Here is a 25,875-nt window from a genome sequence, read left to right as displayed (position 1 = left end):
GAGCCGACCAGGTGGCCCGCGCCGCGGCAGGCGGCGGTCCGAGGAAAGGTGTCCGTCGTGAGCGTTCCCGTTCCCGCTTCCGTTCCCGCTTCCGTTCCCGCTTCCGTTCCCGTTCCCGTTCCCGTCGTCATCGACTGCGATCCGGGGCACGACGACGCCCTCGCGATCCTCCTCGCCGCGGGCGACCCGGGAGTGGACCTGCTGGCCGTCACCACGGTGGCGGGCAACCAGACCGTGGAGAAGACCACCCTGAACGCCCTGCGGGTGTGCAGCGTCGCCGGCATCACCGGAGTTCCGGTCGCCGCCGGGTGCGCGGGACCGCTGGTGGAGCCGCTGCGGGTCGCCGAGGACGTGCACGGGGTGTCGGGGCTGGACGGCCCACGCTTCCCCGAGCCGTCCCTGGCGGCCGAGCCCGAGCACGCGGTGGAGCTGCTGCGGCGGATCCTGGCCGGGCACCCGGAGCCGGTCACCCTGGTGCCGACGGCGCCCCTGACGAACATCGCCCTGCTGTTGACCCGGTACCCCGAGCTGGCGGGCCGGATCCGGGAGATCGTGCTGATGGGCGGGTCCACGGACCGGGGGAACCGGACCCCGGCCGCCGAGTTCAACATCCACACCGACCCGGAGGCCGCGGACATCGTCTTCCGCAGCGGCGTACCGGTGACCATGTGCGGCCTGAACGTCACCCATCAGGCCCTCGCGACGCCCGAGGTCGTCGCCCGTTTCGAGGCCCTGGACACGGACCTCGGGCGGATCTGCGCCGAGCTGCTGGGCTTCTTCGCGGGCACCTACCGGCGGCTGTGGGGTTTCCCCGCTCCCCCGGTGCACGACCCGGTCGCGGTCGCCCGGGTCATCGACCCGGGGCTGGTCACCTGCGTGGACGCGCACGTGGCCGTGGAACTCCACGGCCGGCACACGCGCGGGGCGACCGTGGTGGACCTGCACGGCACGCTGGGGCTGGCGGCGAACGCCCGGGTGGCCGTCGGGCTGCGGGCCGACCTGTTCTGGGACCGGCTGCTGGCGGCCGTGGCGACGCTGGGCGGCGGTGGTACGGATCAGGCGGGCCCGCCCGGGGCCGCGCAGGGGGGAAGCCGGTGAGCGGCCACCCGCTCCTCGGCGGCCAGCAGGGCGCCGTGGGCGTTGCGCTGTCCCATCAGGACGCACAGCGTGTACGCGGCGTCCTCGAGCGCGGCGCGCAGCCCGGGGTCCTCGGGCGCGGCCAGCGTACGGCGGCGCAGGGCCCGCAGGTGGTTGAGGTGCCCGCGCAGAACGTCCGGGGCCGGCAGGAGCGTTCCCGGCGCGGGTGGTGAAGGGGGCTGCGGGCTGCGGGCGTGCCCGATCTCCGCGCGCAGCGCCCGCTCGCAGTCCGGGTCCACGTCCGCGGGGCAGGTGCGCGTCGCGATGACGGTGCGCGCCATCAGGGCGAGGGTGACGCCCGCCGCCCGCGCCGCGTCGCCGAGGACGCGCCGGGCACTCTCGGCCGTGCAGGGCACCAGGGCCATCACCATCCCGGTCGCACCGGCGAGCGCGGCCGGGGCAGCGGCGTCGTCCGCGTCCGCTTCCGCTTCCGCGTCCGTGTCCGCGTACCCGCCCGCTACGGCGGCTCCGCCTTCCGTGCGGCGGTGGCCCGCCGGGCTCTGCATCATCCGTCCGCTCCTCGGGTCTGCTCCGGGTGGATGCCGCTGTGTAGCACCTCCGCGGGAGCGGCCGGCGCGCACACGCGGGCGGCGGGGAGCGGATCCCCCGATGTGGGGATTCCCGGAGTCGCGCGTTGACCTCGACCGAGTCGTGCGAACGCTCCGCAGCGGCGGGCGTGCCGGTGCGGAGCGTGCCGCTCAGCTCAGCGGGCGGACGTCAGGTGTTCAGGCGGCTGTTGGCGCCGTCGTGCCCGTCGGCGGCCGCGTCGTCGAACCAGTAGTCGCCGGCGGCGAGGTAGCGGAAGGAGTGCGTGGCCTTGGCGGGCAGCGCGACCGTCACCGCCCGCATGCCGTCGGGCCGGGGTTGGAGTACGTGGGCGCCGGGCTGCCAGTCGTTGAAGGTTCCCACGACGCTGACGGGGCCGGGCGGGTCGCCCCCGGGCAGCACGAAGGTGACGTCGGTGGTGTTCTTGCGACGCTGTCTTTCCAGCATGAAGTGCTCCTTCTGCGTCCTGGACGGCCCCACTTCCCGGCAGTCTCCTGACGGCTCCCCGCCACCCCCGCCCGCGACCCGCCGCAGCACGGTCAGTGTCACCCGTCAGGGTTACAGGCTCAGGGCGTCCTCGGCGTTGTCCACCCAGGGGGTCACGGAGTTCTTGGTGGAGGAGACGTACAGGCCCGGAGTGGCCGCCTTGAGCGGGGTCTGCGCCAGGTCGGACTCGGTGTTCATGGTCATGGCGATCGAGTCGACGGTCTTGCCGGTGCCGTCGGCGGCGCCGCCCATGAGCCCGGCGTAGGCCGACTCGCCCGGGTCGAGCCGGATCGCGTCCTCGATGCCGGGGGCCTTGCCGCGCTCCGTGGCCTGCCCGTCCAGACCGCCGAAGGTCACGACCGGGTGCCCGAGCGCCCTGCACGCCTTCGTCCCCTTGTTGGTGATCTTCAGCAGGTAGCTGCTGGTCGTGGGCTCCGCCAGGCTCGCGGTGAACGTCACGTCGTAGGTGCTGCACGGGAAGACGTCGAAGTCCGGGTCTGCCGGCGCGCTCGCGCCGGGGGACCCGGCGGACTTCGTCGGCTTGGCCGGCTTCGCCGCCGGCGTCGCGGACTTCGACGGCGCGGCGGAAGCGGACGCCGACGCGCTCGGGGTCGCGCCGGCGGACGGCGTGCCGGTACCGCCCGCCGCGTCGTCCCCGGTGGGCCCGCAGGCGGTCAGGGCCAGGGCGGACAGGGCGGCGAGGGCGACGGCGGTTCTGCGAACGGTGCTCATGGTGTTCCCCCAGATGAGGCGCGGCGAGCGCGGGCTGGGCCGGGCCGGTACCGGCGGGCCTGGCACCAGCATCCCGCCGAAGCTTCACAGCTTGGTGACGGGGCGTTGCCGAGTCCACCACGATGACCGGCGCGCCGCTCCCGCCTCACCTAACCTGAAAATCACCGCAGATCAGCACGAAGGGAACATGCCATGCCCTCGCGACTCAACCCGTACATCAGCTTCGACGGCGACGCCCGGCAGGCCATGGAGTTCTACGAGGAGGTCTTCGGCGGCACGCTGTCGCTGAACACCTACGGCGACATCGGCGGCGCGGACGCCGGCGACGCCGCCGACAGGATCATGCACGGCATGCTGGAGACCACCGGCGGCTTCACGCTCATGGGAGCCGACAACCCTCCGGGGACGCAGCACAGTCCCGGCAACAACATCTCGGTGAGCCTCAGCGGGGATGACGCCGCCGAACTGCGCGGCTACTGGGACGCGCTCAGCGGCGGCGGCACGGTCTCGGTGCCGCTGGAGAAGCAGATGTGGGGCGACGTCTTCGGCATGTGCACGGACCGCTTCGGCATCACCTGGCTCGTCAACATCAGCACGCCCGAGGGCTGACCGGGCCGCCGCGCCATCGTCCACGGCGGCGATGTCGGCCGTCCCGGTTTCGACACCGCGGCAGCTGCCTCCTCGGCCGGACTCCACGATGATCGATTCTCCGTATCCCTCGACCACAGGAGTCCAGCCCCATGTCCGACATCACCGTGCGCGCCCTACGGCCCGGGGACTTCGCGCAGTGGCGCGTCCTGTACCGCGGCTACGCCGACTTCTACGAGGTGGAGCAGACCGAGGAGGCGGCCGCCACGGTGTGGTCGTGGGTGACCGATCCGGCCCACGAGGTGAGCGCCCTGGTGGCCGAGGACACCGCGGGCCGGCTCCTGGGCCTGGCCCACTACCGCCCCTTCGCCCGACCCCTCTCGGCGACGGTCGGCTGCTTCCTCGACGACCTGTTCGTGGCGCCGCAGCACCGCGGTTCGGGCGCCGCCGACCTGCTGCTGGGCGCGCTGCGGGAGCTCGCGGCCGAACGGGGCTGGAGCGTGGTGCGCTGGATCACCGCGGACGACAACCACCGGGCGAGGGCCAAGTACGACCAGGTGGCCACGCGCACCATGTGGGTCACCTACGACATGCCCCCGGCCCGCCCCCGTCCGTGAGGGCGGCTTCGAGGGCGCGGCCGGTCATGGCGACGACGACGGCCTCCCGCCGTCCGGCCGGGGGGAGGTGCGCGCGGTCCTCTTCGCGCCGCAGGACCGCCGGCCGGTCCATCGGGACCACGCTCGCCCCGAGCCGGTCCACGAGGCGGGCCAGGACGTCGAAGAACTGCCCCGGCGGGAAGCGGCTGACGGCGAGGCAGACCTCGTTGACGTCGATCTCCACGTCATGGCCGTCGGTGGTCCGGATCAGCACGCCGTCACGGAAGTCGGCGTCCGCGGCGACCGCGTACGGCCCCAGGACCTCCCGCAGCACAGGGGTGCCCAAGGGCTCCGGCTCCCCGTTCCGGTACCGGAGCACGAACAGCATCCGTCCCATCGCCCCTCCCCCTCACGCCGTCGGCGGCCGGCCCCGGCCACCGGACGGCACACCGGGCAGCTTAAGTTGACGGGAGGTCACACGCGACGGAAGGGAACGGATGCCCGGCTTCATCGTCCGACACCACAGGCCCGCCGACCCCGCGGGCGGTGCCTCATGACCATCGACCTGCTCGTGATCCACACGACCCGGCTGGAGGAGTGCCGCGCGTTCTACGCGGGCCTCGGCCTCGACCTCGTACCGGAGAAGCACGGCACCGGGCCGGACCACTACGCGGCGACCTTCGCCGACGGAGGCGTGCTGGAGCTCTATCCGGCCACGCGCCGCCCGGAGACCGGCTACCTGCGCCTCGGCCTGACGGCGCCGACGCGCGACGCAGAGGGCCGGACGCCCGGCCGGCACACCCTGACCGACCCGGACGGCCGCACGGTGGTCCTGACCGTCCCCGAGCCGATCCGATAGCCGTTCGCGCCCCCACCCCGGAACCGCCACCCGCCCGGCGGCCCCGACTGCTCCACGCGCGGGCCGCCTTCGGCGCTCTGTGCGTCACAGCTGCGTCACGGGCATGCCCTCCGTGGCGGCGGGCGCTCACCATGTCCTGATGCGCACACCCCAGATCGCCACGCTGCTGGCCACCGTCACACTGTTCGCCCTCACCGGCTGCGCCGGCGAGCCCGAGGCCGACGCCCGACCCGCGCCGGTCGCCAGCACGCCTTCGGCCCCGCCCGGCGCCACCGGCCCCGCGGACGCCGCCGGCGTACCGCCCGCGCCCACCGGCGACAAGCGCGTCATCTACCTCGCCACCCTGGGCGGCATAGACCCCGAGATCGTGAACGGCGATGACGACAAGGCCATCAGCCGCGGACGCGACCAGTGCACCGCCATGAAGGACGAGAAGGACCCCAGCGAGCGCGTCGCCCAGGTCGAGCGGCGTTTCCTCGGTCCCGACCACCCCAACGGCTTCGGCCCGACCAAGAGCGCGCTCATCCTCGCCACCGTCCAGGCCAACATCTGCCCCACCTACTGACGGGACGCGACCGCGGTTCCCGGCCCGGTCCGCCGTCGTTCACGACGGCGGACCGGGTCGGCCGCCGCGGCCCCGGCTCAGCCCACCGCCCGCTTCACGAGCGCGGCGATCCGCTCCTCCACCTCGGGCGTCACCTCGGTCAGGGCGAAGCCGGCCGCCCACATCGTGTCCTCGTCGAGCTTCGCCAGGTCGCTGAACCCGAGGGTCGCGTAACGGGCCTTGAACTTCTCCGCGCTCTGGAAGAAGACCACGACCTTCCCGTCCAGGGCGTAGGACGGCATCCCGTACCAGAGCTTCGGCGCGAGCGACGGGGCGCAGGCCGTGATGACGGCGTGGACGCGCTCGGCCATGACCCGGTCGGAGTCCTGCATCTCGGCGATCTTCGCGAGCACGTCCTGCTCGGCGGCCGCCGCCTTGTCGGCGCGCGAGCTGCGGCGCGCCGCCGTCTTCAGCTCCTGGGCGTGGTCCTTCATCGCGGCCCGCTCCTCGGCCGTGAATCCCTCGTGCTTGGCGCTTTCGGTGCTGCTCATGGCTGATCTCCCCCTTGAGGACCTCGCATGTGCGGGACTTGAGGGGACCCTATCCCGGCGCACCGGCATCGGCCCGGGCAAACGTACGAAGCTACCGACAAGTACCGCAGTTGCCAGGTTAATTCCTGGAATACGGCTCACTTGCGGCCTTATCCGACTGATACATTCCGCAAGCGCAATCCGCACACCCATCACGACACGGCGGTCCACGACCTGGTTCGGCGCTGGTCGTCCCGTCGGACCGGTGCGGGGCGCGCTACGTCAGCGCCGTCACCCACGTGTCGTTCGGCGCGCTGGCGAGCCCGGCCTGATCGGTAAGCCCCCCGGGCGCCGGACGTCTGAGGACGGGTCAGGCGGTGGCGAGGGAGATCTCGGTCGACTTGATCAGCGCCACGACGGGTGAGCCGGCGGCCAGGCCCAGTGCCTCGACGGCGTCGGCGGTGACGGCCGCGGTCAGGCCGCCGCCGTTCACGTCGACGCGTACCGCGGCCATGGCCGGGCCGGTGGCCACGTCGACGACCGTGCCGGTGAGCTGGTTGCGGATGGAGATGTTCTCCACCGCGCCGGTGGCCAGGGCCACCTCGGTGGCCTTGACCAGGGCCGTGACCGCGGAGCCCGTGGTGAGACCGAGGTCCTTGACGGCGTCGGCGGTGATGGCCGCGGTGATGTCCTGGCCCCCTTCCAGCCGGACCTTGACCGCCGCCATGGCCTCGCCGACGGTGACGGCGGTGACGGTGCCTGCGATCTGGTTGCGGATGCTGAGACTCATGAAGGTTCGACCTCTTGTGTGAACACGGTGCACGGGCCGAACGGACCGCGCGTGATCGACGGTAGGCGGACCGGCCGGGCCCCGCTCCGGTCCCCTCTCGTCCGCCGACCACAACCACCCTCCTGGCTCGCACCTGCCTCGTCGCGCGTCGCGGTGCCCGTCGTGCGGCCCGGTGCTTCACTGGGGTCCATGCCCTTCGCGCACTACGGAGTCCTCTCCGGGACCCTGCACCAGCACTTCCGGGACACCCCCGACACGGAGGGGGCGTGGTTCCACGTCAATCTCCGGGTCGACGCGCCGGGCGGCCGCTACAAGTGCGCCGTCGACGTGGACAGTCACGACTCGGCGACCGGGGTGCAGTGGAAGGTGTTCACGGTGGACGCCGCCGCGCTCGGCCCGGTGGCCGCACTGGCGCCCGGGTACCACGAGCTGGCCCGTACGGCCGGGTCCGGCGCCCTCGACTACATCCGCCATCCGGGGTTGCGGGGCGGACCCACCTGGCCCTCGTGGCTGCCCGAGCGGTTGCGGGAGCTGCTCGATCGGCTGGTGAAGACCTCCCGGCCCTGGACCTCGGGGACCAATCTCGACGCCGCGCTCGCCTTCGAGCCGATGCTCGTCGTCGGCCGTCCGGTGCTGGTCTTCGGGGAACCCTTCGACACCGGCCTGGGCGTGCACAACATCCACCAGAACCAGGGCGACCCGCTCGGCAGCCCGTGGTGGCCGGAGAACGGCGTCTGGCAGGACGGGGCGACCCTGACCCGCCGCCCCGACGGCCGGTACGACGTGTTCCTGAACAAGTTCTCCACCCAGAAGGACCACACGGACGCCGACGGACACCCGGTGTAGGCCGCTGCCCTTAGCGGCATGGTCGGTGGCGTGTTCCAGCCTCGGCCCCGAAGCTCCCACCCCGTCACCCGGAGGACAGGCTCGATGGCCTCGGCACCCCAGAAGATCACCACGTTCCTGATGTTCGAGGGCAGGGCGGAGGAGGCGCTGACCTTCTACACCTCCCTGTTCGACGACTCCGAGGTCATCGACATCACCCGTTACGGCGCCGACGGTCCCGGCGAGGAGGGCACCGTGCTGCGCGCCACGTTCTCGCTCGCCGGACAGCGGTTCATGTGCATCGACAGTTACGTCAAGCACGAGTTCGGCTTCACCCCGGCGGTCTCGCTCTTCGTGGAGTGCGGGTCCGCGGCCGAGCTCGACCGCCTCTACGCGGCCCTCGGCGACGGCGGCAAGGAGCTGATGCCCCTGGGCTCGTACGGCTTCAGCGCCCGGTTCGGCTGGGTGAACGACCGCTTCGGCGTGTCCTGGCAGCTGAACCTCCAGGACCTGCCGGCCTGAGCCCCCTCAGGTGAGGGCCCGTGCGAGGACGACCGCCAGTGCGGCCGCCGCGAGGGCCGCGGCGGCGAGGTTCGCCGAGCGCCTAGGGGTACGGGCGAACCGCTCCGCGGTGACGGTCCCGGTGAGCGCCGCCATCCAGCCGAGCATGCCCGGACCGCCGCCGGCCACGGCCATCACCAGCATCAGCGCCCAGCACGACCGCAGACAGGCCCCGCCGTGGCGCAGCCCGAAGCGGCCGGTGCCCGCCAGGGCGCGCAGGCCGCTGAGGGGCAGCGGGGAGGAGCGGTGGCAGTCGCGCAGGGCGCGCCGCTTGTGGACCGTCAGCTGCCAGCCGGACGCGAGCGCGAGCGCGCAGGCCAGTACGGCGTCGCCGGGCAGCCGCGACCACAGCGGGGCGAGCGCGAGGAGCAGCGCTCCGTAGCCCGTCCACACCAGCAGGTAGACGGCGGCGAAGCCGGCCATCGCGCGCTGCCGACGCCGCCGCAGGCTGTTGGCGCCCACGTGGGCGAGTGCCGGGAGCGCGGCCGGCAGCATCATCGCGACGCACATCAGCGCCCACGTCGTGAGGCCCCCGAAGACCCCGGCGCCGGGTACGGCGTGGGCCGTGTGTGACGGGGTCATGTGGTGGTGCGGTGCCTCGCCCACCGGGGCCGGAGCCGCCGTACGGGCCCCGTGCACCGCACCCGTCAGGGTCAGCGCGATCACGGCGATCCAGGCGGCGACGGCCGCCAGCTCGTGGAGCAGGGTGACGCGCGGCCGCGGCCACCGCGGCACGGGCGGGGTCCGCGGGGACCGCGCCCTCGCCCCGCCCTCCAGGACCATCAGGTGTAGCTGAGACTGACGCGCCCGATCTCGACCGGCGGGTCCTCGCCCTCCTCCGGCGCCGCTCCGAGCGGACGGAACGTCACCTGCAGCCGGGCTTCGTCCCAGGCGTCGTCGGCCTGGAGCCTGCGCACGAGCGGGGTGATCTCGACGCTCACCCGCAGGCCGTGCGGGTGCTCGTCGCCCCGGGGGTCCTGGGCCCGCTCGATGCCGAAGAACGACAGGTTGCCGACCCGGTGGCCCTCCGCCTGTTCGCGGGAGGCGCCTTCGGGCAGGTTGACGTAGATGCCGTAGACCTTGTCGGGGTTGGTCTCGCCCTCGATGTCCTCGACGTTGAGGTACACGCGCCGGTCGCTGTCGGGGCCGGAGACGCCGAGTGCCGCGCCGAGCGGTCCGGTGGTCCGCCGGTCGATCGGTACGGCGACGCTCGCGGCGCGGCCGACGAGCAGCAGGGGCTGCTCCGACGAGCCGGCCATCTCGCGCCGCTTGGGCGGGGTCGGCCCCGAGGGACCGGGACCGCTCGGCATCTCGGGCACGGGGGACCTCGTCACGGACGGCGGGAGCGGGACCGGAGGGGAGATCGGCACGGGCTGCTCGTACGTGTAGCCCAGCCGGCCGGCGGTGTCGAGGACGTCGGAGGCCGCCAGGCTCTGCTGGCTGCCGTCCGCGTCGAAGAACTTGTACTCCTGGGTGATCCAGCGCGGGTCGTCCGGGTTGCTGTGCCCCGGGCGGCCGGCCCATACGAACCAGAGGCGGTCGATGTTGGCGTGGTGGAGCCAGAAGACGGGATCCAGAGCGGCCGTGCCGGTCCTGCCCATCCAGCGGCCGATGTGGCTGTGCACGGCGTTGTGCGGGGTGTCCTCCAGGGCGCCCTTCCGGTTCCAGAAGGTGCTGCCGTTGGGTGTGATGCCCCCGCCGAACTCGGCTTCGCCGACGAAGTGGGTGCGTCCCATGGCGTAGGCCGGGGAGGTGATCTCGAAGGGCAGGGGTTCGCCTTCGTTGACGAGGTTGGCCCGCTCGGCGAACAGCGGGTTGGCGCCGCCGTCCTCGTCGCGGAAGGCCGGTGGGATCCGGGCCTGTTCCCGGTCGGCGTCGTAGTCCCAGTAGGGCAGCGCCCAGTCGGCCGGGCCGCCCAGTTGCACGACCGTGGCACGGACGATCCGCTCGAAGTAGTAGAGGTACATCCGGTGCCAGGGGAGGAAGTACCAGGAGCCGTGCTTGCAGCCGTTCCACAGCGGCATCGGAGGCGTCGTGTTCGTCCCGTGGATGGCCGCCTGGTAGGTCCAGCCGGTGGGGTCGTCGGGGTCCCGTGTCTTCATCTCGGCGACGGCCGCCGCGTAGTGGGCGAGCGTCAGGTCGCCGGCCGGCAGGGTCCACACGTTCCTGCGCACGTGCGCCACCTGCTGAGGGCTGCCCATCGTGTCCACCTTCCACCGAAGACCGGGAGGAACCGCAACGAACCCGGAGGAAACCTACCGAAAGTGCATGTCGTGATCGAACCGGCGCGCGGGCGGCGGGCCCGAAAGGGCCCCCTGCGCACCCCGCCCCCGGCCCGGCGCAATCGGTTCCGGACCGGCGGGAACCCCGGACGCCCCGCGTCCGACTACTGGCACGTGGGAGGCGGAGCCGCGCCGTCCCGCGCAGTCGGAGACGATCGAGGGGCGTGTGATGGGCGGGTTGGACGTGCGCATACGGGGGGTCGTCTGCCGGCACGGCCGGGTGGAGGCCGTCTCCGACGTGGACCTGGAGATCGCCGCCGGTGAGCGCGTGGCGCTGACCGGCACCAACGGGTCCGGCAAATCCACCCTCCTGCGTGCCGTCCTCGGTCTGCACCGCCAGATGGCGGGCTCGATCCTGGTCGGCGGCCGGGAGGGCCGCTCCCCCGCCGAATGGGCTTGGCGGCGCCGGGCCTGCGCCTGGATCCCGCAGAAGCCCGCCGCCGGGCGGTTCCCCCTGCTCGGCAGCGAGCTGCTGGCCGGCAGCCACGCCCCGGCGGAAGCGGCCGAGGCCGCGGACCGGCTCGGGGTGGGCGCGCTGACCGGGAGGCCCCTGCACACCCTCTCCGGCGGCCAGTTGCAGCGCATGTACCTGGCCCGGGCGATCGGGTGCGTGGCGGCGGGCGCCGAGCTGCTCCTGGCGGACGAGCCGACGGCCGCCCTCGACTTCGACGGGCAGGCGGAGGCCGCGGACGTGCTCACCGCACTGCCGGTGACGCTGATCGTGGTGACGCACGACCGGGCCCTGGCGGACCGCTGCGACCGCGTGCTGGAGATGGCCGCGGGCCGGCTGCGGGAGGTCCGGTGACCACGCTGGCCACCGCGGACCTCGGGGAACTGCTGCAGCTGCTGCCCGTCCAACGGGCTGGAGCGGCACTGCTGCTGGCCGCCGTCGGACTGCCGGTCGTCGGCGTCGTCATCGTCGGACTCGACATCATGCCGGTCCGGTTCGCGATGATGCACGTGGCCCTGCTGGGCATCGCCGTGGGCCTGCTCACCGGGCTCGACCCCATGCTGTGCGCGCTGGTGGCCTGCGCGCTGGCCGGCGCGGGCGTGGCCCCGCTCGCCCGTACACCGGACGGCCTCTCGGGGGCGATGGGGCTGCTGATGAGCCTGGCCATCGCGGCGGCGCTGCTGCTGCTGGCCGTGTCGGGGGTCAACGCCTCCGGCGCGTTCGCCCTGCTGTGGGGGTCGATCCTGTCCGTCGGCACGCCCGACCTCGTCGTCCTCGGCGTCCTCGCGGTCGCCGTGCCCGGCCTGTTCTGGTGGCGGCGGCGCGAGATCGGCCTGCTGCTCTACGACCGCGAGCTCGCCCTGTGCTCCGGCGTCCCGGTGCGGGCTCTGACGGCCGTGCTCCTGGTCCTGGTCGCCGTCGCGGTCGCCGGGGCCATCAAACTCACCGGCGCGCTGCTCGTCGACGCGCTGACCCTGCTGCCCGCACTCGCCGCGCGCCGCCTGGGCAGCTCGCTGAAGTCGATCACCCTGTGGGCGGTCGGCATCGGCGTCGCGGTGAACCTGACGGGGTTCCTGCTGGCCCTGTGGCTGGACTGGCCGCCGGGCCCGGTCCTCGTCCTGACCGCGGGGGCGCTGGTCCTCGCGGTGCATTTCATACCCGAACGGAGAATCAGCTCATGGCGCGCACCCGCGTCCGTATCCCTGCCGTCCTCGCACTGAGCGCGGCCCTCTTCCTGACCGCCGGCTGCGGGAACGACGCCTCGTCCACGTCCGGCGGGGGACCGGAGCTGCCGCGCACCGGCAAGCCGTCCGTGGTCGTGACGACCACCTGGGAGGGCGCCTTCGCGAAGGCCGCCGGCGCGGAGGACATCAAGGTCATCGTGCCGCAGTCCGTCCACCACGCCCCGGACTACGACCCCAAGCCCTCGGACCTCGCCGCCGTCGCCAAGGCGGACTTCGTGCTGTACGCGCCGTTCGAGCCGTACGCCGCGAAGATCAAGGAGGCGGCGGGGTCCAAGGCGAAGCTCGTCGAGGTGGAGCTCGACAACGACCCCGACAAGGTGTCCGCCGAAGTCGGCCGCCTGGCGGGGCTGTTCGGCACGGCGGACGCCGCCGCGCAGTGGAAGACCGGCTTCGACGCCGAGTACACGAAGCTGAACAAGGAGCTCCAGGCGGGCTGGCCCGGCGGCCGCAGCCCCTCCGTCGTGACCCAGGTCTTCACCGCGTGGTCGGCGAAGCTCGCGGGCGCGACCACGGTGGGCACCTACGGGCCGGAGGCCGTGACCCCGGCGCAGCTCGCCGAACTCGCCGCGAAGAAGCCGTCGCTGGTGCTGGACAACGCGCACATGTCGACCGGCGCGGTGCTGCCGGACTCCGGTGCCAAGCAGGTGAAGATCGTCAACTACCCGGGGGACGACCTCGATCTGCTGCCGGTCTACCGCAACGCCGCGGCGGAGCTGAAGAAGGCCATGGGTACCCCCTGATCCTCAGGGGGTAGCGGGAGGGGCCCGGTGGGACGTCCGCCGGGCCCCTCCCCTGTATCGGGGCAGGGCGGCACGGGGCCACGATGACGTCCGGCCCCGTACGCGCCCCTGGAGAAGTCCGTGACACCGCACCGCCCCGTAGCGTCCGCGCCGTACGCCGTGCCCGATACGGGCGGCGCCCCGGTCGGGACGGGGGTGGCGCTCGTCGACGCGGCGGGCGCGCTCGTGCACGCGCCCGATCTCACCGCCGTCGGCCCCTTCCACCCGGACGGCCACGGCGGCCTGGTCGCGCCCGCGGCGGACCCGGCCGGGCCGAGCGGGCCGTGTTCCTGCGCTGCGGCGACGGCGAACGGTCCGTCACCTGGCAGGTGGGCGACCTTCTGCGTCGGCGACGGCGACGTGGAGATCGAGATCTGGCCGGCGGCGGTCGAAGCCCGACCCGCCCCGGCGTCGTCCTGTCAGAACCGGGGCCCCGCGGCGGCGCTCGGCCGGTGTTCCCCGGCGCGGCCCGGCGTGCCCCGACGGCCCTTCTACACGAGGGCGCTGCTCTCCGTCAGGCGTTTGCGGAGGGCCGCGCGGTCGGGTTTGCCGGCCGCCGTCAGGGGGAGTTCCGGGACGACCAGGAGGCGTTCGGGGTGTTTGCGCCGCTCCAGGCCGCGTCCCGCGAGGTGTTCGCCGAGGGATGCGAGGGTGGGGGCGTGTGCCCCGCGGGCCACGACGCAGGCCGCGAGCCGCTCCCCCATCAGCGGGTCGGGGACGCCGACGCAGGCCACGTCCCGGACCTGGGGGTGCGCGGTGAGTTCGCGTTCCACCTCGGCGGGGCTGATGTTGGCCCCGCCGCGGATGACGATGTCCTTGAGGCGGCCGACGACGTGCAGGACGCTCTCGGCGTCGAGGTAGCCGAGGTCACCGGTGCGGACCCAGCCGTCGGGCGTGCGGTAGCGGGCGTCCAGTTCGGGGGCGCCGACGTAGCACAGCGGGGTCATCGGGCCGCGCGAGATGATCTCGCCGAGGGCGCCGTCGGGCAGCGGCTCGTGGGTGTCGGGGTCGGCGATGCGGATCTCGGCGACCCGGGGGTCGGGGTGGCCGGCGACGACGCCGGAACCGTCGGTGGGGGGCACCGTACTGCCCAGTCCCGTATGGCAGTTGACGCCGTCGGCGGAGCCGTAGAGGTTGACGACGGGGCAGCCGAAGGCCTGCGCGGCGGCGGCCGCCGTGGTCTCGTCGAGCGGTGCGCCGCCGAGGACCAGCGCGGTGGGCGAAGGCAGTTCCCCGCCGCTGCCGTCGAGGCGTTCGAGCATCATGCGGACCATGGTGGGCACGCCGAGGACGTGCGTCGGCCGGTGTTCGCGCACCGCCGCCAGCGCGGCGTCCGCGCTGAAGTGGTCGAGCAGCACGAGGGTGCCGCCGTGCCGGGCGAGGGTGACCGCGGTGCCGTTGGAGCCGAAGGCGGAGGCCAGCGGGACGAGGAAGAGGCAGCGCGGCGGGGTGCCGTCGGGGATGAGGGAGGCCAGGAAGTTGCCGCGGCCCCCGGCCAGCGCGTTGTGCGAGTAGGCGATCATCTTGGGCTCCGCCTCGGAGCCGGACGAGACGAGGATGCGTGCGGCGCTGTCGGGGTCGGGCCGGGCGGGGACGAAGCCGCCGGGGTCGCTGCGCAGCAGCTCCGCCAGCGGAATCGTTCCTTCAGGGATGGTGTCCGGCCGCCCCGCGGCGATGACGTGCCGCAGCCGCGGCAGTGCCCCGGCCAGCGTGCGCAGATCGGCCGCGTGCCGGAACGCGCGGTGCTCGGTCGCCGCGATGACGGCGACGGCCTCGGCGCGGCGCAGCAGGCACTCCGCCTCCAGTACGCCCCGGCCCACGGGGAAGGGCAGCGCGACCGCTCCGAGCGCGGCCAGCGCCAGGTCGGCGATGACGGCGTTCCGGCCGTCGGGCAGTTGTACGCCGACCACGTCGCCCGGGCCGATCCCGAGGTCCCTCAGGCCCGTCGCCAGACATCGGACCTTGCGGTCGAGGGCGGTGTAGCAGAGCTTGCCCCTGGCGTCGACGACGGCGGTGCGGTGCAGGTCGGCGATCTGGCGTGCGCGGAAGAGGCTGTAGAGGTCGAGGTCGGGGCAGGTGCCGTCGACCACCCAGGCGCGGCGGAGTTCGGCGGGCAGCAGGTCACGCAGTACGAGCCTGTCGGCGGTCATGCGAAGCTCCAGGGGTCGGGGACTGCGGGGGCGCCGTGCGCGTCGCGGCTGATCGAGCCGGCGAATCGCGGGTCGTGGTGCAGGTCGGACAGTTCGGTGGTGACGGCGGTCGCTGTCAGGCCGTGCCGGCGCAGCCGGGACAGGGCCTCGGCCGTGGGCAGGCCGCGCAGGTCGTGGCCGGCCGCGGCGCGGGCATCGGCGTCGGCGGGTGCGATCCAGCCGTCGGCCGTGGCCAGCGGGTACCGGAACCCGGCCGGCCGCCGGGGGTTCTGCCCGCGGGCCGCCCGGCGCAGGGCGGGTCCGGTCAGCGTGTCGGCCGCGCCGAGCAGGGAGGAGTCGACCCGTACGCCGCGGCCCGTGCGTTCGCGCAGGAGCAGCCCGGCGAGGACGGCCTCGGCGCCCAGCAGTCCGCCCAGGACGTCGAGCAGGGTCATCAGCGAGGGCGCGGGGGGCTCGCCGTCGGGGCGGGCGGCCTCGCCGACTCCGGTACGGGCCTGGACCATGAAGTCCGTGCCCATGGGGGCGTCGTCGAGCCGGCCGGCCCAGCCGCTGGTGTACGCGTGGACGAGCGCGGGGTTGACGCGTGCGAGGTCGTCGGCGTCGAGGCCGAGGGCGGCGGCCTTGCCCGGCGCCCAGTTGTGGAGGAAGACGTCGGCGTGCGCCGCCATGTCCCGCAGCCGCCCGCGGTCCGCCTCCGCCTTGATGTCGATCTCGACGGCCCGCTTGCCGCGGTTGAGGGCGAGCCAGCGGGCGGAGATCCCTGAACAGGCGGGGGGCATGCCGCGCAGCGGGTCGCCGCCCGGCGGTTCGATGCGGATCACGTCGGCGCCGAGCAGCCCGAGCAGGTGCGCGGCGAGCGGTGCCTGGATACGGCGGCCGGCCTCCAGCACGGTCAGCCCGGCCAGGGGTCCGGCGGACTCCCGCAGGGACCCGGCGGCCGGCGGTGCCGGCAGACCGCCGGCGGCACCAGCGGCCCGGACGCTCCCGGCGCTCCCGGCGGCCCAGGCCGTCGACGGCGTGAGGGACCACGGGGCGGCGCCGTCGTGCTCCGCGGCCCGGTCCGCGAGGGAGCGCAGCGCGCACACTTCGGCACCTGAGGCGGCCGCGGCCCGGCGGATCCGGTCCCAGCCGTGGGACCGGGCCGTGGTGTGGAGGGCTGCCGGGAGGGGGGCGCAGGCGGTGGCGTAGCGGAACTGGAAGGGCCGCCAGCCGGCGCGCAGGGCGTCCGCGGGTGCCTCCAGGGCCTTCCAGAAGGCGGCCCAGGCTCCCGGGTCGAGCGTCTCCAGTTCGAAGACGGTCCCGTCGGCGGAGGTGAACGGCGGTCCGCCGGCGGCTATTTCGGCCGCCTCGCCCTCGTCGGCGCCGGCGGCCGCGAGGTACTGGGACACGGCGAGCAGTCCGGCCCGGTCCGCTCCGGTGGTGACGTGGGCGGGTGCCGCGCCGCGGGCCTGGCCCACGAGGTTCGCGAGCAGGCCCTGTACCGCGAGGACGGCGGTGGCCGTGGCGGCGTAGTCGACGGCGAGTCCGCGCGGGGTGCCGTCGCGTCGCCCGTGCACGGCCATGATGCCGGTGGCGGCCTGCACCGTGGCCTCGTCGGCGAGCCCGCTCGCGGGATCCGCCCAGGTGGCGGCCGCGTGCGCCGGTGCGAAGCCGCCGCCGGCGAGCGTGGTGCCGACGGCGGGCGCGTCCACGTGGACGGGGCGGTCCGTCCGTGCGCCGAGCAGCCGCAGGTGGTCGGTGACGACGCTCGTGATCTGCGGCGGGCCCGAGGCGTCGAAGCGCAGTGTGTCGAGCGGCCGGACCGTCTGCGTGGTTGCTGGTGACGCCATGCCTCTCCTCTCCTGGCGCGGCGGTGGCCGCAGCCGGGGTCTTGCGGGATTCGGGAACCCGGGAGCCTCCGCGCCCGACCAGTTCCACGAACAGACAGTCGGTCGGCCGTTCGTGCGAGTTCCCGCGAGTTGGCGGGGGTTGCCGAAACTCTCCGGCGGACCGCACGCGTCCCGGAAGTTCCCGGGAAAGAGGAGGCGGACAGTGGAAGATCGCCGTACGGACGGTGGCGGAGCCGCAGGGCGGGCGGCGGAGCCGGGCGCGCCCGCGGAACGGGTCGCCCGGTTCGTCCGGGACCGGGTGTTCCCCCGGGAGTCCGTGCTGGACGGGGGCGGGCCCGCGGCCGCCGGGGCGCTGGCCGAACTGCGCGCCGAGGCCCGGGCCGAGGGGCTCTGGGCCCTGCCGCTCCCGGTCGAACTGGGCGGTGGCGGGCTGTCCTTCGCCGCGTACGCCGAGCTGGCCGAGGCCGAGGGGGCCAGTGACCACGGTCCTGCCGCGCTGGGCTCCGCCCCGCTGCTCGACGTGCGGATGCTGGACCGGTACGGGCGGCCCGGCGTCCGCGAGGCGTACCTGAAGCGGCTGGTCGCCGGCGAGCTCCGCACCTGTTACGCGATGACCGAGCCGGGCGTGCCCGGCACCGACCCGTTCCGGACCGCCACCCGCGCCGAGCGGCTCCCGGACGGCGGCTGGCGGGTCACCGGCCGCAAGTGGTTCACCTCGGGGGCCGCGGGCGCCGACCTGGTGACCGTCATGGCCCGTACCTCCGGCGCGGACGGGGACCGCGAGGGGCTGTCCCTGCTGCTCGTACCCACCGGCTCCGCCGGCTTCCGCGTGGTGCGCGAACTGCCCGTGCTGGGCGTGACGGGCCAGTACGAGATCGCCCTCGACGCGGTGCGGGTCCCGGCCGACCACCTCCTCGGCGAGTCCGGTGACGCCCTCGCCATCGCCGGTGAACGGCTCCAGCTCGGCCGTACGCTGCGCTGCCTGCGCTGGCTCGGCCAGGCCCAGCGGGCCTTCGACCTGATGTGCGAACGGGCCGCCACGCACGGCGGATCACGTGGGCCGCTCGCCGACCAGCAGCTGGTGCAGGCCCACGTCTTCGACGCCCTGCTGGCCCTGCGCACCACGCGTCCCCTCGTCCGGGAGGCGGTGGCGCTCATCGCCGCCGGGCTGGACGCGCGTACGGAGGTGGGGCTCGCCAAGGTCGCCGCCGCGCGCATGCTCCAGCAGGTCGCGGACTGCGCGATCCAGGTCCACGGCGCCGCCGGACTCGGCCCGGACACCCCGCTCCCGGGACTGTTCCGCACCGGGCGCGCGGCCCGCATCCTCGACGGGCCGGACGAACTCCACATCACCTCGGTGGCGCGCCGCGTCCTGCGGGGCTACGGCCGCAGCGCGTAGCGGCGGCCGGCCGGGCGGCGGTGTCAGTGCGCTGAAGTATCCTTCCGGCCACCGCACACCGACTCGGAGGACCGAGAGCATTGACCGGCATGTCCGCCTTCCCGCTGCCCTTCAACACTGCACGTTCCATACCGTTCGCGAAGCCCCGAACACTGCGGGAACTCCAGATGATGCAGTGCAGCGCGCTCATCAGGGCGAAGCCGGGGTGGTTCGACAAGATGAACGACGCCGGCATCGTCGCCCGGTGGACGCGGGAGGCGGTCGCCCAGGGCCTCACCGAGGCGCAGGTCCGCTACGTGCTGGACGAACTGCGCCACTACGCCGCGCTCCGGGACGCGCGAACCGGCGTCGAGGTGTCCGCCGTCGACGGGGTGTGGCAGTCGGACACGCTGGTCGACGACACGCTCAGGTCCCGGCTGCGCGAGGCGGTCCGGGTGCTGGAGGAGGTCCCGGAGGCCGACAAGGACTGGCATCCCGGATCGGACGGCCAGGTGCTGGACCTGGTCCATCCCTCGCTGTTCTGCCTGGTGCGGGAGGCGAGCGGGGCTCCCGAGAGTGCCTGGCAGAACCCGACGGACCGCTGGTCGAAGTACGAGTTCTCGGAGAGGTTCCAGTGGCTGCCCACGGACGTCGACGTCAGTGACGAGGGCGATGTGGCCTTCCGTTCCTACGTCAACAACGTCCACCCCGAGACCCATGCCGAACTCCTCTCGGTCCTCCCCGACGTGTTCGCGCGCATGCGCCCGCTGCTGGAGAACGTGCTCACGGATCTGCGCCATCCGCGGCCCCTGCGGATCGAGGCGGACCCCTACGGGTGGTACGACTCGGAGCCGGAGTACCCGCACAGGTCCTCCTACAGCGACGACGCGGCCTACCGGGAGGCCCGCGATGCGTGGGAAGAGGCCCACGACGAGTGGTGGGAGAACCGCCGGCCGGTCGTCCCGGACGCCCCGGACTTCACCGCGCCCGAGCTGCCCGGGCCGTCCGCCCGGGTGGATCTGCGCGGGCGCGGCCTCCAGGTCATCGTCAAGCTCGCCACCATTCACCTCACCCCGGACAAGCCCGAGTACTCCGGCGGCTCCTGGCACGTCGAGGGGATGGTGAACGAGCGGATCGTCTCGACCGCCCTCTACTACTGGGACAGCGAGAACATCACCGAGAGCCGGCTGGGTTTCCGGGCGGCGCTCGACGACCCGGACTACGAACAGAACGACGACAACGGCCTGCGCGAGGTCTACGGCCTGGAGGACGAGGACGCGCTGAACCAGGCGCTGGGATCGACAGCGACCCCGGCCGGCCGGTGCCTGGCGTTCCCCAACGTCCTGCAACACCGCGTCGACTCGTTCCGCCTGACGGATCCGGCACGGCCGGGACACCGCAAGATCCTCGCGTTCTTCCTGGTCGACCCGTCGCAGAGGATCGTCTCGACCTCCGACGTGCCGCCGCAGCAGCCCTGGTCCGAGACCTCGACGATGACGCTGGAACAGGCCAAGGCGTACCGCGAACAGCTCATGCAGGAACGCAAGTTCTTCGTCGACGAGCACAACGAGCAGCTCTACGAACGTGAGTTCTCCCTCTGCGAGCACTGAGCGGGCGAGAGCGCCGAGGGAGGGTTCCAGGGCGTCTCTTTCGGATCTTGCCGGCCGAGCCCGCGTTGTCCGGTGCCGGGCAGCGCGGGCCCGGCAAGATCCGAAAGAGACGCCCTAGACGCGGGTGATGTCGACGATCCCGTGGAGGGCGGCCAGGCCGAGGGCCAGGAAGAAGTCGCCCCAGACGAGTTCGTGGCGGACCGCCAGCCGCGCGGCCGCGTCGTAGCACCCGTCCAGCAGCATCCCGGCCGGGCGGCCGCCGCTCCCGTCGGTGAGGTGGGACCGGACGAGGTGGTCGAGGATCTCCGCGCCCCGCAGCGCGTACTGCTCCGCGCGGGGGCCGGGGGTCCGAGCCAGTTTCAGCAGGGCGACCGCCGTGATCGCGGCGGCCGAGGTGTCGCGGGGACCGTCCGGGAGCGCGGTGTCGGCCGGTGGGACGGGCGGGCCGGTCAGCAGTTCGCCGCGCGTGAGCAGCAGGGCGGCCGCGTCGGCGAGACGTGCGCGGTCGCCCGCCGCGCCGGCCGGACGCAGCATGGCGTCGGCGACCGCCAGGAGCAGCCAGGCCCGTCCCCGGCTCCAGCCCGGCGGCGGATCCTCGCAGGGCCGCCACCGGGCGGTGTCCGTCTCGAAGCGCAGGGCCGGCCGGAACCACGCGGATGCGTCGTCGTCCGCGCCGCCGGGCCGCCCGAGGCAGAGGTCCAGATGCCGGTGGAGGTGGGCGGCCGCGGCGGCCGCCCCGCCCGGTCCGGCGCCCGCGAGGAGCGGCACCGTGCCGGGTACGGCGTCCACGCGGGCGAGCAGGCGGGGCCCGCCCAGGGCGTCGCCCCAGGGCAGGATCCCGAGGTCCGGGTCACAGGCCGCCAGGCAGGCCCCGGCCGCGCCGGCACGGATCGCGGCGGCTTCGGCGTCGTCGCCGGCCGCGGCGGTCCCGTACCAGAAGATGAGGCCGCGGGTGGCGGTGTCCGCCCCCGTCCACGGTGCGAGCCGGCCCGTGCACGCGGCGGCGGCCCGCCGGTCGCACTCGGCACCGGTGTACCGCGCCCGCAGCCAGAGCAGCCCGGCCCAGAAGCCTCCGGTCCAGGACCCGCGGCCGGTCGTGGTCCACCGCCCGTCGGCCGGGTCGGCGTACAGCGGGAAGCGGCGGCCCACCTCCGCCGCGGTCACCGCGACCCGCTCCACGACCGCCGCCAGGGGCCGGCCGGTCGCCGCGCTCACGTCGCGCCTCCGCGCCGCGCCCGGTCCCGTACCGCCCAGAGGAACGCGACGGCCGCGGCGACCGCGAACTCCGCCGCCACCAGGAGCCAGCCCGGTCCGTACCGCCCGCTCTGCGCGAGCAGCCCGAACAGCGGCGGGCCCAGGGCGAATCCGGCGAAGAACCCGGCCCCGACCAGCGCGGAGTCCTGTCCGGCCCGGCCGGGGGCGGCCCGCTGGAGGACCAGCACCATGGAGACGGCGTTGCCGGAGACGGCGAACACGCCGACGGCCACCGCGCCGACCCACACCAGCGGGCCCACCACGAGGGCGGCCCCCAGCAGGGCGGCGGCGCCCAGCGCGCCGAGCGCGAGCCAGCCGGGCAGCCATTCGGCACGTCCGGGCCGGGCGGCCTTGGACCAGCCCACCCGGCCGGCGATCCCGGCCACTCCCAGTACGGCGACCAGGGCGCCCGCGGTCGTCGGTCCCATGCCCAGGCGCTGCGCACCGAAAAGGGCGAGGTAGGTGTTCACGGAGGCGATGCCCGCGCCGAGGAACAGGGAGAAGGCGGCCAGCCAGGCCACCATCGCGCGCGGGACGAGTTCCGTACGGGGACCCGCGGGCGGCGGCGGGGGGTCCCCGGGCAGGACCCGCAGCGCCCACAGCCCGGTGAGCAGGGCGGCCACCGCGCCCGTCCACACAGCGCCCCGCCAGCCGATCCCGCCGGCGAGCACCGCCAGCGGCGCCCCGGCCGCGAAGGCGCCCAGCTGCACGCCGGACTGCTTGAGGCCGGTGACGGCGCCCCGCCGGGCGGGCGGGACGGCGCGCAGAACGGCCTTGTTGGTGGCCGGGTTGGCGAGGGCCTGCGGTACGCCGCCCAGTGCGACGGCGCCGAGCAGCAGGCCGGCGCCGGGGGCGGCGCCGATCAGGGCGAGTGCGGCCGCGGAGAGCAGCAGCAGCGCGACGAGCGAGCGCCGGGGGCCGATCCGGTCCACGATCCGGCCGCCCGCCGGGGACAGGGCGGCCGCCGTTCCGAAGCCGATCGTGGTGGTCAGACCCAGCAGGGCGGGTGATACGCCCAGTTCGTCCACGAGGCGCGGGCCGAGCGCTCCGAGCAGGAACAGTTGCAGCATCGAGAACGCCATGGCGCAGGTGAGGAGCGCGGTCAGCCGTCCGCCCGCCCCGTCGTCCTTCTCCGTCGGCGATGCCGTCGCCGTTCCCTCCGACGCCACGAAGTCTCCCTTCCTGTGACGTTGAACTCCTTGTTCGAACGGGTAGTCAGTCGGGTGGAACGGCGGGCGGGTTCCCGCGTTCCGCTGTGCCCTGCACCACACGAGGCAGGCGGTCCGGCTGTGGCATGGTCGGGCTGCGGAAACTTGTCGGGAAGTGCGCACCCCGGTGTGCGGCTCGGGAGGCCGGTGCGAGGATGAGCCCCGCCATGGAGCCGGTCGTCCGCTGTTTACGCGCCCTGCGGGCTGCGATGTTCGCAGCCCTCTGCGTGCTGCTCGCGGCTACCGGACACGTGCTCATGTCGGGTACGGCGGTGCCCTGGTGGGCGCTGCCCGTCGGGTTCGGGGCGGCCGCGGTGACGGCCTGGTCCCTCGCCGGCCGTGAGCGCGGGATCCTCCCCGTCACGGGAGCCGCAGTCGCCGTACAGGCCGTGCTCCACTCGGGGTTCTCCCTGGCCCAGTCCTTGGCCCGGTCCCTGGCGGGGCCGGCGCCGGAGTCCGCGGCCGCGGAAGCGCCCGTGCACGCGCACCACGCCATGCACGGGACGGCGGATGCCGCCTCGGCCTCGCCGGCCATGCACATGGCGGGCGGTGGGCACGGATCCACGGCCATGCCTGCGGCGTTCATGTCACCGGCCGGGATGCTGATCGTCCACCTGCTGGCCGCCGTGCTGTGCGGTCTGTGGCTCGCCCACGGCGAGCGCGCCCTCTTCCGCGTGCTGCGGGCCGTGGCCGCGCGGCTGTGGGTCCCGCTGTGCCTGCTGCTGCGTCCGGCCGCCGTCGGGCACCGGCCGCGCCTGCGGGTGCGCCGGCGGCGACGGCCGCGCGCACCGCGCCGGCTGTTCCTCGTCCATGCCATCACCTCAAGGGGTCCGCCGACGGCGACCGCTGTCCTCTGACAGCTGGTCACCCGAGCCGCATCCACGTCCGCGACCGCTCTCGCGCACGCCTCGCATGCCACTGACGCACCTCGTGCACCTCGTGCCACGCGTGTGACACGTGGATGCCGCGCCTCGGGCCCTCGGCCATGCCTCCGGGCAGGCCGTGCCCCTCACCGGCTCCGCCGCTCGCGCGGCGCCGGACTCCCCTTGCACATAAGGACCTTTGGCGATGACTCCTGCCCTGACCACCCAGTCCTGTACCACCGGCGAGCGTCCCGCCCGGCACACGGAGGACTCCGACGCGGCGGTGACCCGGCTGGCGCTCGCCGCCCGCGACGGCGACCGTGCGAAGACCGACCGCTTCGTGCGCGCCCTCCACCGCGACGTCTGGCGCTACGTCGCCTACCTCAGCGCCGACACCCAGGCGGCCGACGACCTCACCCAGGACGTGTTCCTGCGTGCGCTCGCCGGCCTCCACCGGTTCGAGGGCCGTTCCTCCGCGCGGACCTGGCTGCTGTCCATCGCCCGGCGCACCGTCGTGGACAGCCTCCGCCATGCCGCCGCCCGGCCGCGGCTGTCGGACCGCTGCGACTGGCAGACGGCCGCCGAGCAGGCCCAGCCGTACGACGTACCGGGCTTCGAGGACGGCATCGCGCTGGCGGAGCTGCTGGCCGCGATCCCGTCCGAACGAAGGGAGGCCTTCGTCCTCACGCAGTTGCTGGGTCTGCCGTACGCGGAGGCGGCCGAGGCCGTCGGGTGCCCGATCGGCACGGTCCGCTCCCGCGTGGCCCGGGCCCGTACCTCGCTCATCGCCCTCCTCACGGACACCCACACGGCCGCACCGGAGCCGCAGGCCCCGGCCGCGCAGCCCGAGCGGGCCCCGCGGGTGCGTGAGGTGGTGCTCGCGGCTTCGTCCGCCTGATCCGGAAGGCGGCCGTCCCGGGCCCGGTACGCTCCGGGCCCGGGACGGCCGCGCGGCGGGGCGCCCCGGGTCAGGGCCGGGCGGCTACGGCTTCGACCTCGAAGAGCACGTCCGGCGTGGCCAGGGCCGCGACCCCGATGAGGGTCTGCGTGGGCGGCTTGCCGCCCCAGCGCTCCTGCACGGCGGCGGCGATCGGCCCGAGCCTGGTGACGTCGTGGTTCACGACGTACGTGCGGAGCTGGACGACGTGGCCGAGGTCGAGGCCGTGGGCGGCCAGGGCCACGCCGATGTTGTGGAACGTCCGCTCCACCTGCTCCCCGAAGTCGGCCGAGACCACCGCGCCGTCCGGGCCCGATCCGTACTGACCGGCGACGAGGACCAGTTCCGAACCGGCGGGGACGGTGGCAGTGTGGCTGTAGCCGAACGGGGCCGGGTCGTGCAGGCCGTCCGGATTGACGATGGCGTGTGCCATGCGGGTTCACCTCTCGTGTGCGACGTGCTGTGTCGTGGTGAAGCCTCGCAACCAATCACGACATCGAGTGTCGTGTATTTCCGGTAGCGTTTTCTGGTGCGCGCCGATCGGTTGGTCTCCCTGGTACTGCTGCTGCGGCAACACGGCCGGCTGTCGGCGAGCACGCTGGCCGAGGAGCTGGAGGTGTCCACCCGCACGGTGCTGCGCGACATCGACGCGCTGTCCGCGGCCGGCGTCCCCGTCTACTCCGAACGCGGCCGGCACGGCGGTTTCACCTTGCTGCCCGGTTTCCGGACCGAGCTCACCGGGCTGAACCACGACGAGGCGCTCGCCCTGCTGGTCGCCGGATCGCGGCGCGGGGCGCAGGCGTTCGGCCTCGGCTCGGCGCTCGCTTCGGCCATGCGCAAGGTGGTCGACGCGCTGCCCGAGGGCCAGCGGGCGACCGCGGCCGGCGCGGCGCGGCGCCTGCTGATCGACCCGGAGACCGACGCCCTCGCGAGGCGTCTGGTCACCGAGGAACTGCCCGACGCCGTGGTGACCGCGATCCGGCGCGCGGTGTTCGCCGGACACCGGCTGCGCATCCACTACGCGGCCGCGGACCGGGCACCCGAGTGGCGCACGGTGGACCCGATCGGCCTGGTCACGGTGCGCGGCCAGGGCTACTTGCTGGCCACGCGGGACGGCGCGGACCGCACCTACCGGCTGTCGCGGGTGCGGGAGGCGCAGGAGCTGGCCGAACCGGCCCGGCGACCGGATCGGGTCGATCTGGACCTGGCCTGGCAGGAGCGCAGCAGGCGGTTCCGGGCCGGCCCGGACCAGGTCGCCGTCCTGGTACGGGTGGACGCGGCGCGGCGGGAGGAGCTGGTGGGCGGCGCGGTGGCCGTCCTGGCCGAGGGGGCCGACGCGGACGCGGACGGCCGCCTGCGGCTGGAGGTCGCCTTCCAGGACCGCAGGCACGCCGAATGGGCTCTGTGGCAGCTCGCCCCGGGCGCGGAGGTCCTGGCCCCGCAGTGGCTGCGCGACTGGCTGCACGCGCGCGCGACGGCGATCGCCGCCCGTTACGGGGCACCGCCGTCGGAGCCGTCGGTCCCGTAGGCGCCGGCGCGGCAAGATATCAGCCTTTCCGGAAAGCGCCAGAGTGTTTGTCCGATGGTGATGTCCTCCGGCAGGGGCGTCACGCCGGGCACTACCGTCCGTGCCACCCCCGGGAATGCGGGTGTTGCACCGCACGACGCTTGCGGAACCTCCCTGCCCCGCCACCTT

Annotated in this window: 28 protein-coding genes and 1 pseudogene; 16 read left to right on the top strand and 13 right to left on the bottom strand. The window is 74.2% G+C overall.

Annotated elements, in window-relative coordinates:
- The first annotated feature begins 57 nt into the window (after positions 1-57).
- Positions 58-1,098: a nucleoside hydrolase gene (locus tag IG86_RS0116665; protein ID WP_078905930.1), complete on the top strand. Its 1,041-nt coding sequence runs from the start codon at positions 58-60 to the stop codon at positions 1,096-1,098.
- Here IG86_RS0116665 and IG86_RS44405 read toward each other — a convergent pair.
- The 3 genes from IG86_RS44405 to IG86_RS0116650 all read right to left on the bottom strand — a co-directional run bounded on the left by IG86_RS44405 (position 1,056) and on the right by IG86_RS0116650 (position 2,901).
- Positions 1,056-1,646: a DUF5133 domain-containing protein gene (locus tag IG86_RS44405; protein ID WP_051785227.1), complete on the bottom strand. Its 591-nt coding sequence runs from the start codon at positions 1,644-1,646 to the stop codon at positions 1,056-1,058. The genes IG86_RS0116665 and IG86_RS44405 overlap by 43 nt on opposite strands.
- A 208-nt stretch (positions 1,647-1,854) precedes the next feature.
- Positions 1,855-2,130, bottom strand: a complete 276-nt coding sequence (locus IG86_RS0116655) for an isoamylase early set domain-containing protein (RefSeq protein ID WP_030820880.1) — start codon at positions 2,128-2,130, stop codon at positions 1,855-1,857.
- Positions 2,131-2,241: 111 nt separating this feature from the next.
- Positions 2,242-2,901, bottom strand: coding sequence for a DUF4232 domain-containing protein (locus tag IG86_RS0116650; RefSeq protein WP_030897563.1), 660 nt, complete (start codon positions 2,899-2,901; stop codon positions 2,242-2,244).
- Between the two features lie 192 nt (positions 2,902-3,093).
- Between IG86_RS0116650 and IG86_RS0116645 the strand changes: the two genes are divergently transcribed.
- Together IG86_RS0116645 and IG86_RS0116640 are read left to right on the top strand one after the other, a co-directional pair.
- The gene (locus tag IG86_RS0116645) at positions 3,094-3,510 is read left to right on the top strand and encodes a VOC family protein (protein WP_030820874.1); all 417 of its coding nucleotides are present in this window, start codon (positions 3,094-3,096) and stop codon (positions 3,508-3,510) included.
- Between the two features lie 131 nt (positions 3,511-3,641).
- Positions 3,642-4,106 carry a GNAT family N-acetyltransferase gene (locus IG86_RS0116640; RefSeq protein ID WP_030897561.1) on the top strand — a complete coding sequence of 155 codons (465 nt, stop codon included), beginning with the start codon at positions 3,642-3,644 and terminating at the stop codon, positions 4,104-4,106.
- Here IG86_RS0116640 and IG86_RS0116635 read toward each other — a convergent pair.
- Entirely contained in the window at positions 4,069-4,482 is a 414-nt protein-coding gene (locus tag IG86_RS0116635; protein WP_051785226.1) for a hypothetical protein, read from the bottom strand. The two genes, IG86_RS0116640 and IG86_RS0116635, sit on opposite strands and share 38 nt — an antisense overlap.
- Before the next feature lie 156 nt (positions 4,483-4,638).
- Between IG86_RS0116635 and IG86_RS0116630 the strand changes: the two genes are divergently transcribed.
- Both IG86_RS0116630 and IG86_RS0116625 read left to right on the top strand, forming a co-directional pair.
- Positions 4,639-4,944, top strand: coding sequence for a hypothetical protein (locus tag IG86_RS0116630; protein WP_030820865.1), 306 nt, complete (start codon positions 4,639-4,641; stop codon positions 4,942-4,944).
- Positions 4,945-5,083: 139 nt separating this feature from the next.
- A complete protein-coding gene (locus tag IG86_RS0116625) occupies positions 5,084-5,509 on the top strand; it encodes a DUF732 domain-containing protein (protein ID WP_051785225.1) in 426 nt (141 codons plus the stop codon).
- Between the two features lie 77 nt (positions 5,510-5,586).
- Here the strand turns inward: IG86_RS0116625 and IG86_RS0116620 are convergent, their stop codons facing one another.
- A complete protein-coding gene (locus tag IG86_RS0116620) occupies positions 5,587-6,039 on the bottom strand; it encodes an iron chaperone (RefSeq protein ID WP_030897552.1) in 453 nt (150 codons plus the stop codon).
- A gap of 215 nt (positions 6,040-6,254) precedes the next feature.
- Here IG86_RS0116620 and IG86_RS45515 point away from each other — a divergent pair.
- Positions 6,255-6,350 (top strand): annotated as a pseudogene (locus IG86_RS45515) (molybdopterin-dependent oxidoreductase); the annotation flags it as partial.
- Between the two features lie 38 nt (positions 6,351-6,388).
- On the opposite strand, the gene IG86_RS0116615 reads toward IG86_RS45515, so the two are convergent.
- On the bottom strand, positions 6,389-6,808 hold the full coding sequence (locus IG86_RS0116615; protein WP_030663451.1) for a TOBE domain-containing protein: 420 nt from the start codon (positions 6,806-6,808) through the stop codon (positions 6,389-6,391).
- A 189-nt stretch (positions 6,809-6,997) separates the two neighbouring features.
- Here IG86_RS0116615 and IG86_RS0116610 point away from each other — a divergent pair, with 189 nt between their 5' ends.
- Complete coding sequence (locus tag IG86_RS0116610) at positions 6,998-7,654, top strand: DUF2278 family protein (protein ID WP_030897548.1); 657 nt, start codon at positions 6,998-7,000, stop codon at positions 7,652-7,654.
- Between the two features lie 84 nt (positions 7,655-7,738).
- Entirely contained in the window at positions 7,739-8,155 is a 417-nt protein-coding gene (locus IG86_RS0116605) for a VOC family protein (RefSeq protein ID WP_030897545.1), read from the top strand.
- A gap of 6 nt (positions 8,156-8,161) precedes the next feature.
- Here IG86_RS0116605 and IG86_RS0116600 read toward each other — a convergent pair whose 3' ends face one another.
- Together IG86_RS0116600 and IG86_RS39985 are read right to left on the bottom strand one after the other, a co-directional pair.
- Positions 8,162-8,929, bottom strand: coding sequence for a DUF2182 domain-containing protein (locus IG86_RS0116600; protein WP_157854837.1), 768 nt, complete (start codon positions 8,927-8,929; stop codon positions 8,162-8,164).
- 47 nt (positions 8,930-8,976) lie between these two features.
- Positions 8,977-10,395: a tyrosinase family protein gene (locus IG86_RS39985; protein ID WP_051785223.1), complete on the bottom strand. Its 1,419-nt coding sequence runs from the start codon at positions 10,393-10,395 to the stop codon at positions 8,977-8,979.
- A 250-nt stretch (positions 10,396-10,645) separates the two neighbouring features.
- On the opposite strand from IG86_RS39985, the gene IG86_RS0116590 reads away from it, so the two are divergent.
- Genes IG86_RS0116590 through IG86_RS0116580 form a run of 3 tightly spaced genes read left to right on the top strand, consistent with a single transcriptional unit; the run spans position 10,646 to position 12,911 of the window.
- Positions 10,646-11,281 carry a metal ABC transporter ATP-binding protein gene (locus IG86_RS0116590; RefSeq protein ID WP_030820844.1) on the top strand — a complete coding sequence of 212 codons (636 nt, stop codon included), beginning with the start codon at positions 10,646-10,648 and terminating at the stop codon, positions 11,279-11,281.
- Positions 11,278-12,147 carry a metal ABC transporter permease gene (locus IG86_RS0116585; protein ID WP_030820841.1) on the top strand — a complete coding sequence of 290 codons (870 nt, stop codon included), beginning with the start codon at positions 11,278-11,280 and terminating at the stop codon, positions 12,145-12,147. The genes IG86_RS0116590 and IG86_RS0116585 overlap by 4 nt, the downstream gene beginning before the upstream one ends.
- Positions 12,105-12,911 carry a metal ABC transporter solute-binding protein, Zn/Mn family gene (locus IG86_RS0116580; protein WP_030820838.1) on the top strand — a complete coding sequence of 269 codons (807 nt, stop codon included), beginning with the start codon at positions 12,105-12,107 and terminating at the stop codon, positions 12,909-12,911. The genes IG86_RS0116585 and IG86_RS0116580 overlap by 43 nt, the downstream gene beginning before the upstream one ends.
- 530 nt (positions 12,912-13,441) lie before the next feature.
- Here IG86_RS0116580 and IG86_RS0116575 read toward each other — a convergent pair.
- The gene (locus IG86_RS0116575) at positions 13,442-15,100 is read right to left on the bottom strand and encodes an AMP-binding protein (protein WP_030820836.1); all 1,659 of its coding nucleotides are present in this window, start codon (positions 15,098-15,100) and stop codon (positions 13,442-13,444) included.
- Complete coding sequence (locus IG86_RS0116570; RefSeq protein ID WP_030897539.1) at positions 15,097-16,929, bottom strand: CoA transferase; 1,833 nt, start codon at positions 16,927-16,929, stop codon at positions 15,097-15,099. Before IG86_RS0116570 ends, IG86_RS0116575 begins: the two co-directional genes overlap by 4 nt.
- Positions 16,930-17,131: 202 nt before the next feature.
- On the opposite strand from IG86_RS0116570, the gene IG86_RS0116565 reads away from it, so the two are divergent.
- The gene (locus IG86_RS0116565) at positions 17,132-18,328 is read left to right on the top strand and encodes an acyl-CoA dehydrogenase family protein (protein WP_276329188.1); all 1,197 of its coding nucleotides are present in this window, start codon (positions 17,132-17,134) and stop codon (positions 18,326-18,328) included.
- A gap of 80 nt (positions 18,329-18,408) precedes the next feature.
- Positions 18,409-19,917: a DUF4246 domain-containing protein gene (locus IG86_RS0116560; protein WP_030897533.1), complete on the top strand. Its 1,509-nt coding sequence runs from the start codon at positions 18,409-18,411 to the stop codon at positions 19,915-19,917.
- A gap of 114 nt (positions 19,918-20,031) precedes the next feature.
- On the opposite strand, the gene IG86_RS0116555 is transcribed toward IG86_RS0116560, so the two are convergent.
- Positions 20,032-21,132, bottom strand: a complete 1,101-nt coding sequence (locus IG86_RS0116555; RefSeq protein ID WP_051785222.1) for a hypothetical protein — start codon at positions 21,130-21,132, stop codon at positions 20,032-20,034.
- Entirely contained in the window at positions 21,129-22,340 is a 1,212-nt protein-coding gene (locus IG86_RS0116550) for an MFS transporter (protein ID WP_030897528.1), read from the bottom strand. The genes IG86_RS0116555 and IG86_RS0116550 overlap by 4 nt, the downstream gene beginning before the upstream one ends.
- A 194-nt stretch (positions 22,341-22,534) precedes the next feature.
- On the opposite strand from IG86_RS0116550, the gene IG86_RS0116545 reads away from it, so the two are divergent.
- Positions 22,535-23,236: a hypothetical protein gene (locus IG86_RS0116545; RefSeq protein ID WP_234316032.1), complete on the top strand. Its 702-nt coding sequence runs from the start codon at positions 22,535-22,537 to the stop codon at positions 23,234-23,236.
- Between the two features lie 211 nt (positions 23,237-23,447).
- A complete protein-coding gene (locus IG86_RS0116540; protein ID WP_045936528.1) occupies positions 23,448-24,140 on the top strand; it encodes a sigma-70 family RNA polymerase sigma factor in 693 nt (230 codons plus the stop codon).
- 70 nt (positions 24,141-24,210) lie between these two features.
- On the opposite strand, the gene IG86_RS0116535 is transcribed toward IG86_RS0116540, so the two are convergent.
- Positions 24,211-24,612 carry a RidA family protein gene (locus IG86_RS0116535; protein ID WP_030820818.1) on the bottom strand — a complete coding sequence of 134 codons (402 nt, stop codon included), beginning with the start codon at positions 24,610-24,612 and terminating at the stop codon, positions 24,211-24,213.
- Positions 24,613-24,708: 96 nt separating this feature from the next.
- On the opposite strand from IG86_RS0116535, the gene IG86_RS0116530 reads away from it, so the two are divergent.
- Entirely contained in the window at positions 24,709-25,707 is a 999-nt protein-coding gene (locus IG86_RS0116530; RefSeq protein WP_030897525.1) for a helix-turn-helix transcriptional regulator, read from the top strand.
- The last annotated feature ends 168 nt before the right edge of the window (positions 25,708-25,875 follow it).

It is taken from the genome of Streptomyces virginiae (assembly GCF_000720455.1).
Taxonomy (GTDB): Bacteria; Actinomycetota; Actinomycetes; order Streptomycetales; family Streptomycetaceae; genus Streptomyces; species Streptomyces virginiae.
Note: the sequence above shows the minus strand (reverse complement) of the source record. Positions and strands in the feature narration are given on the sequence as shown.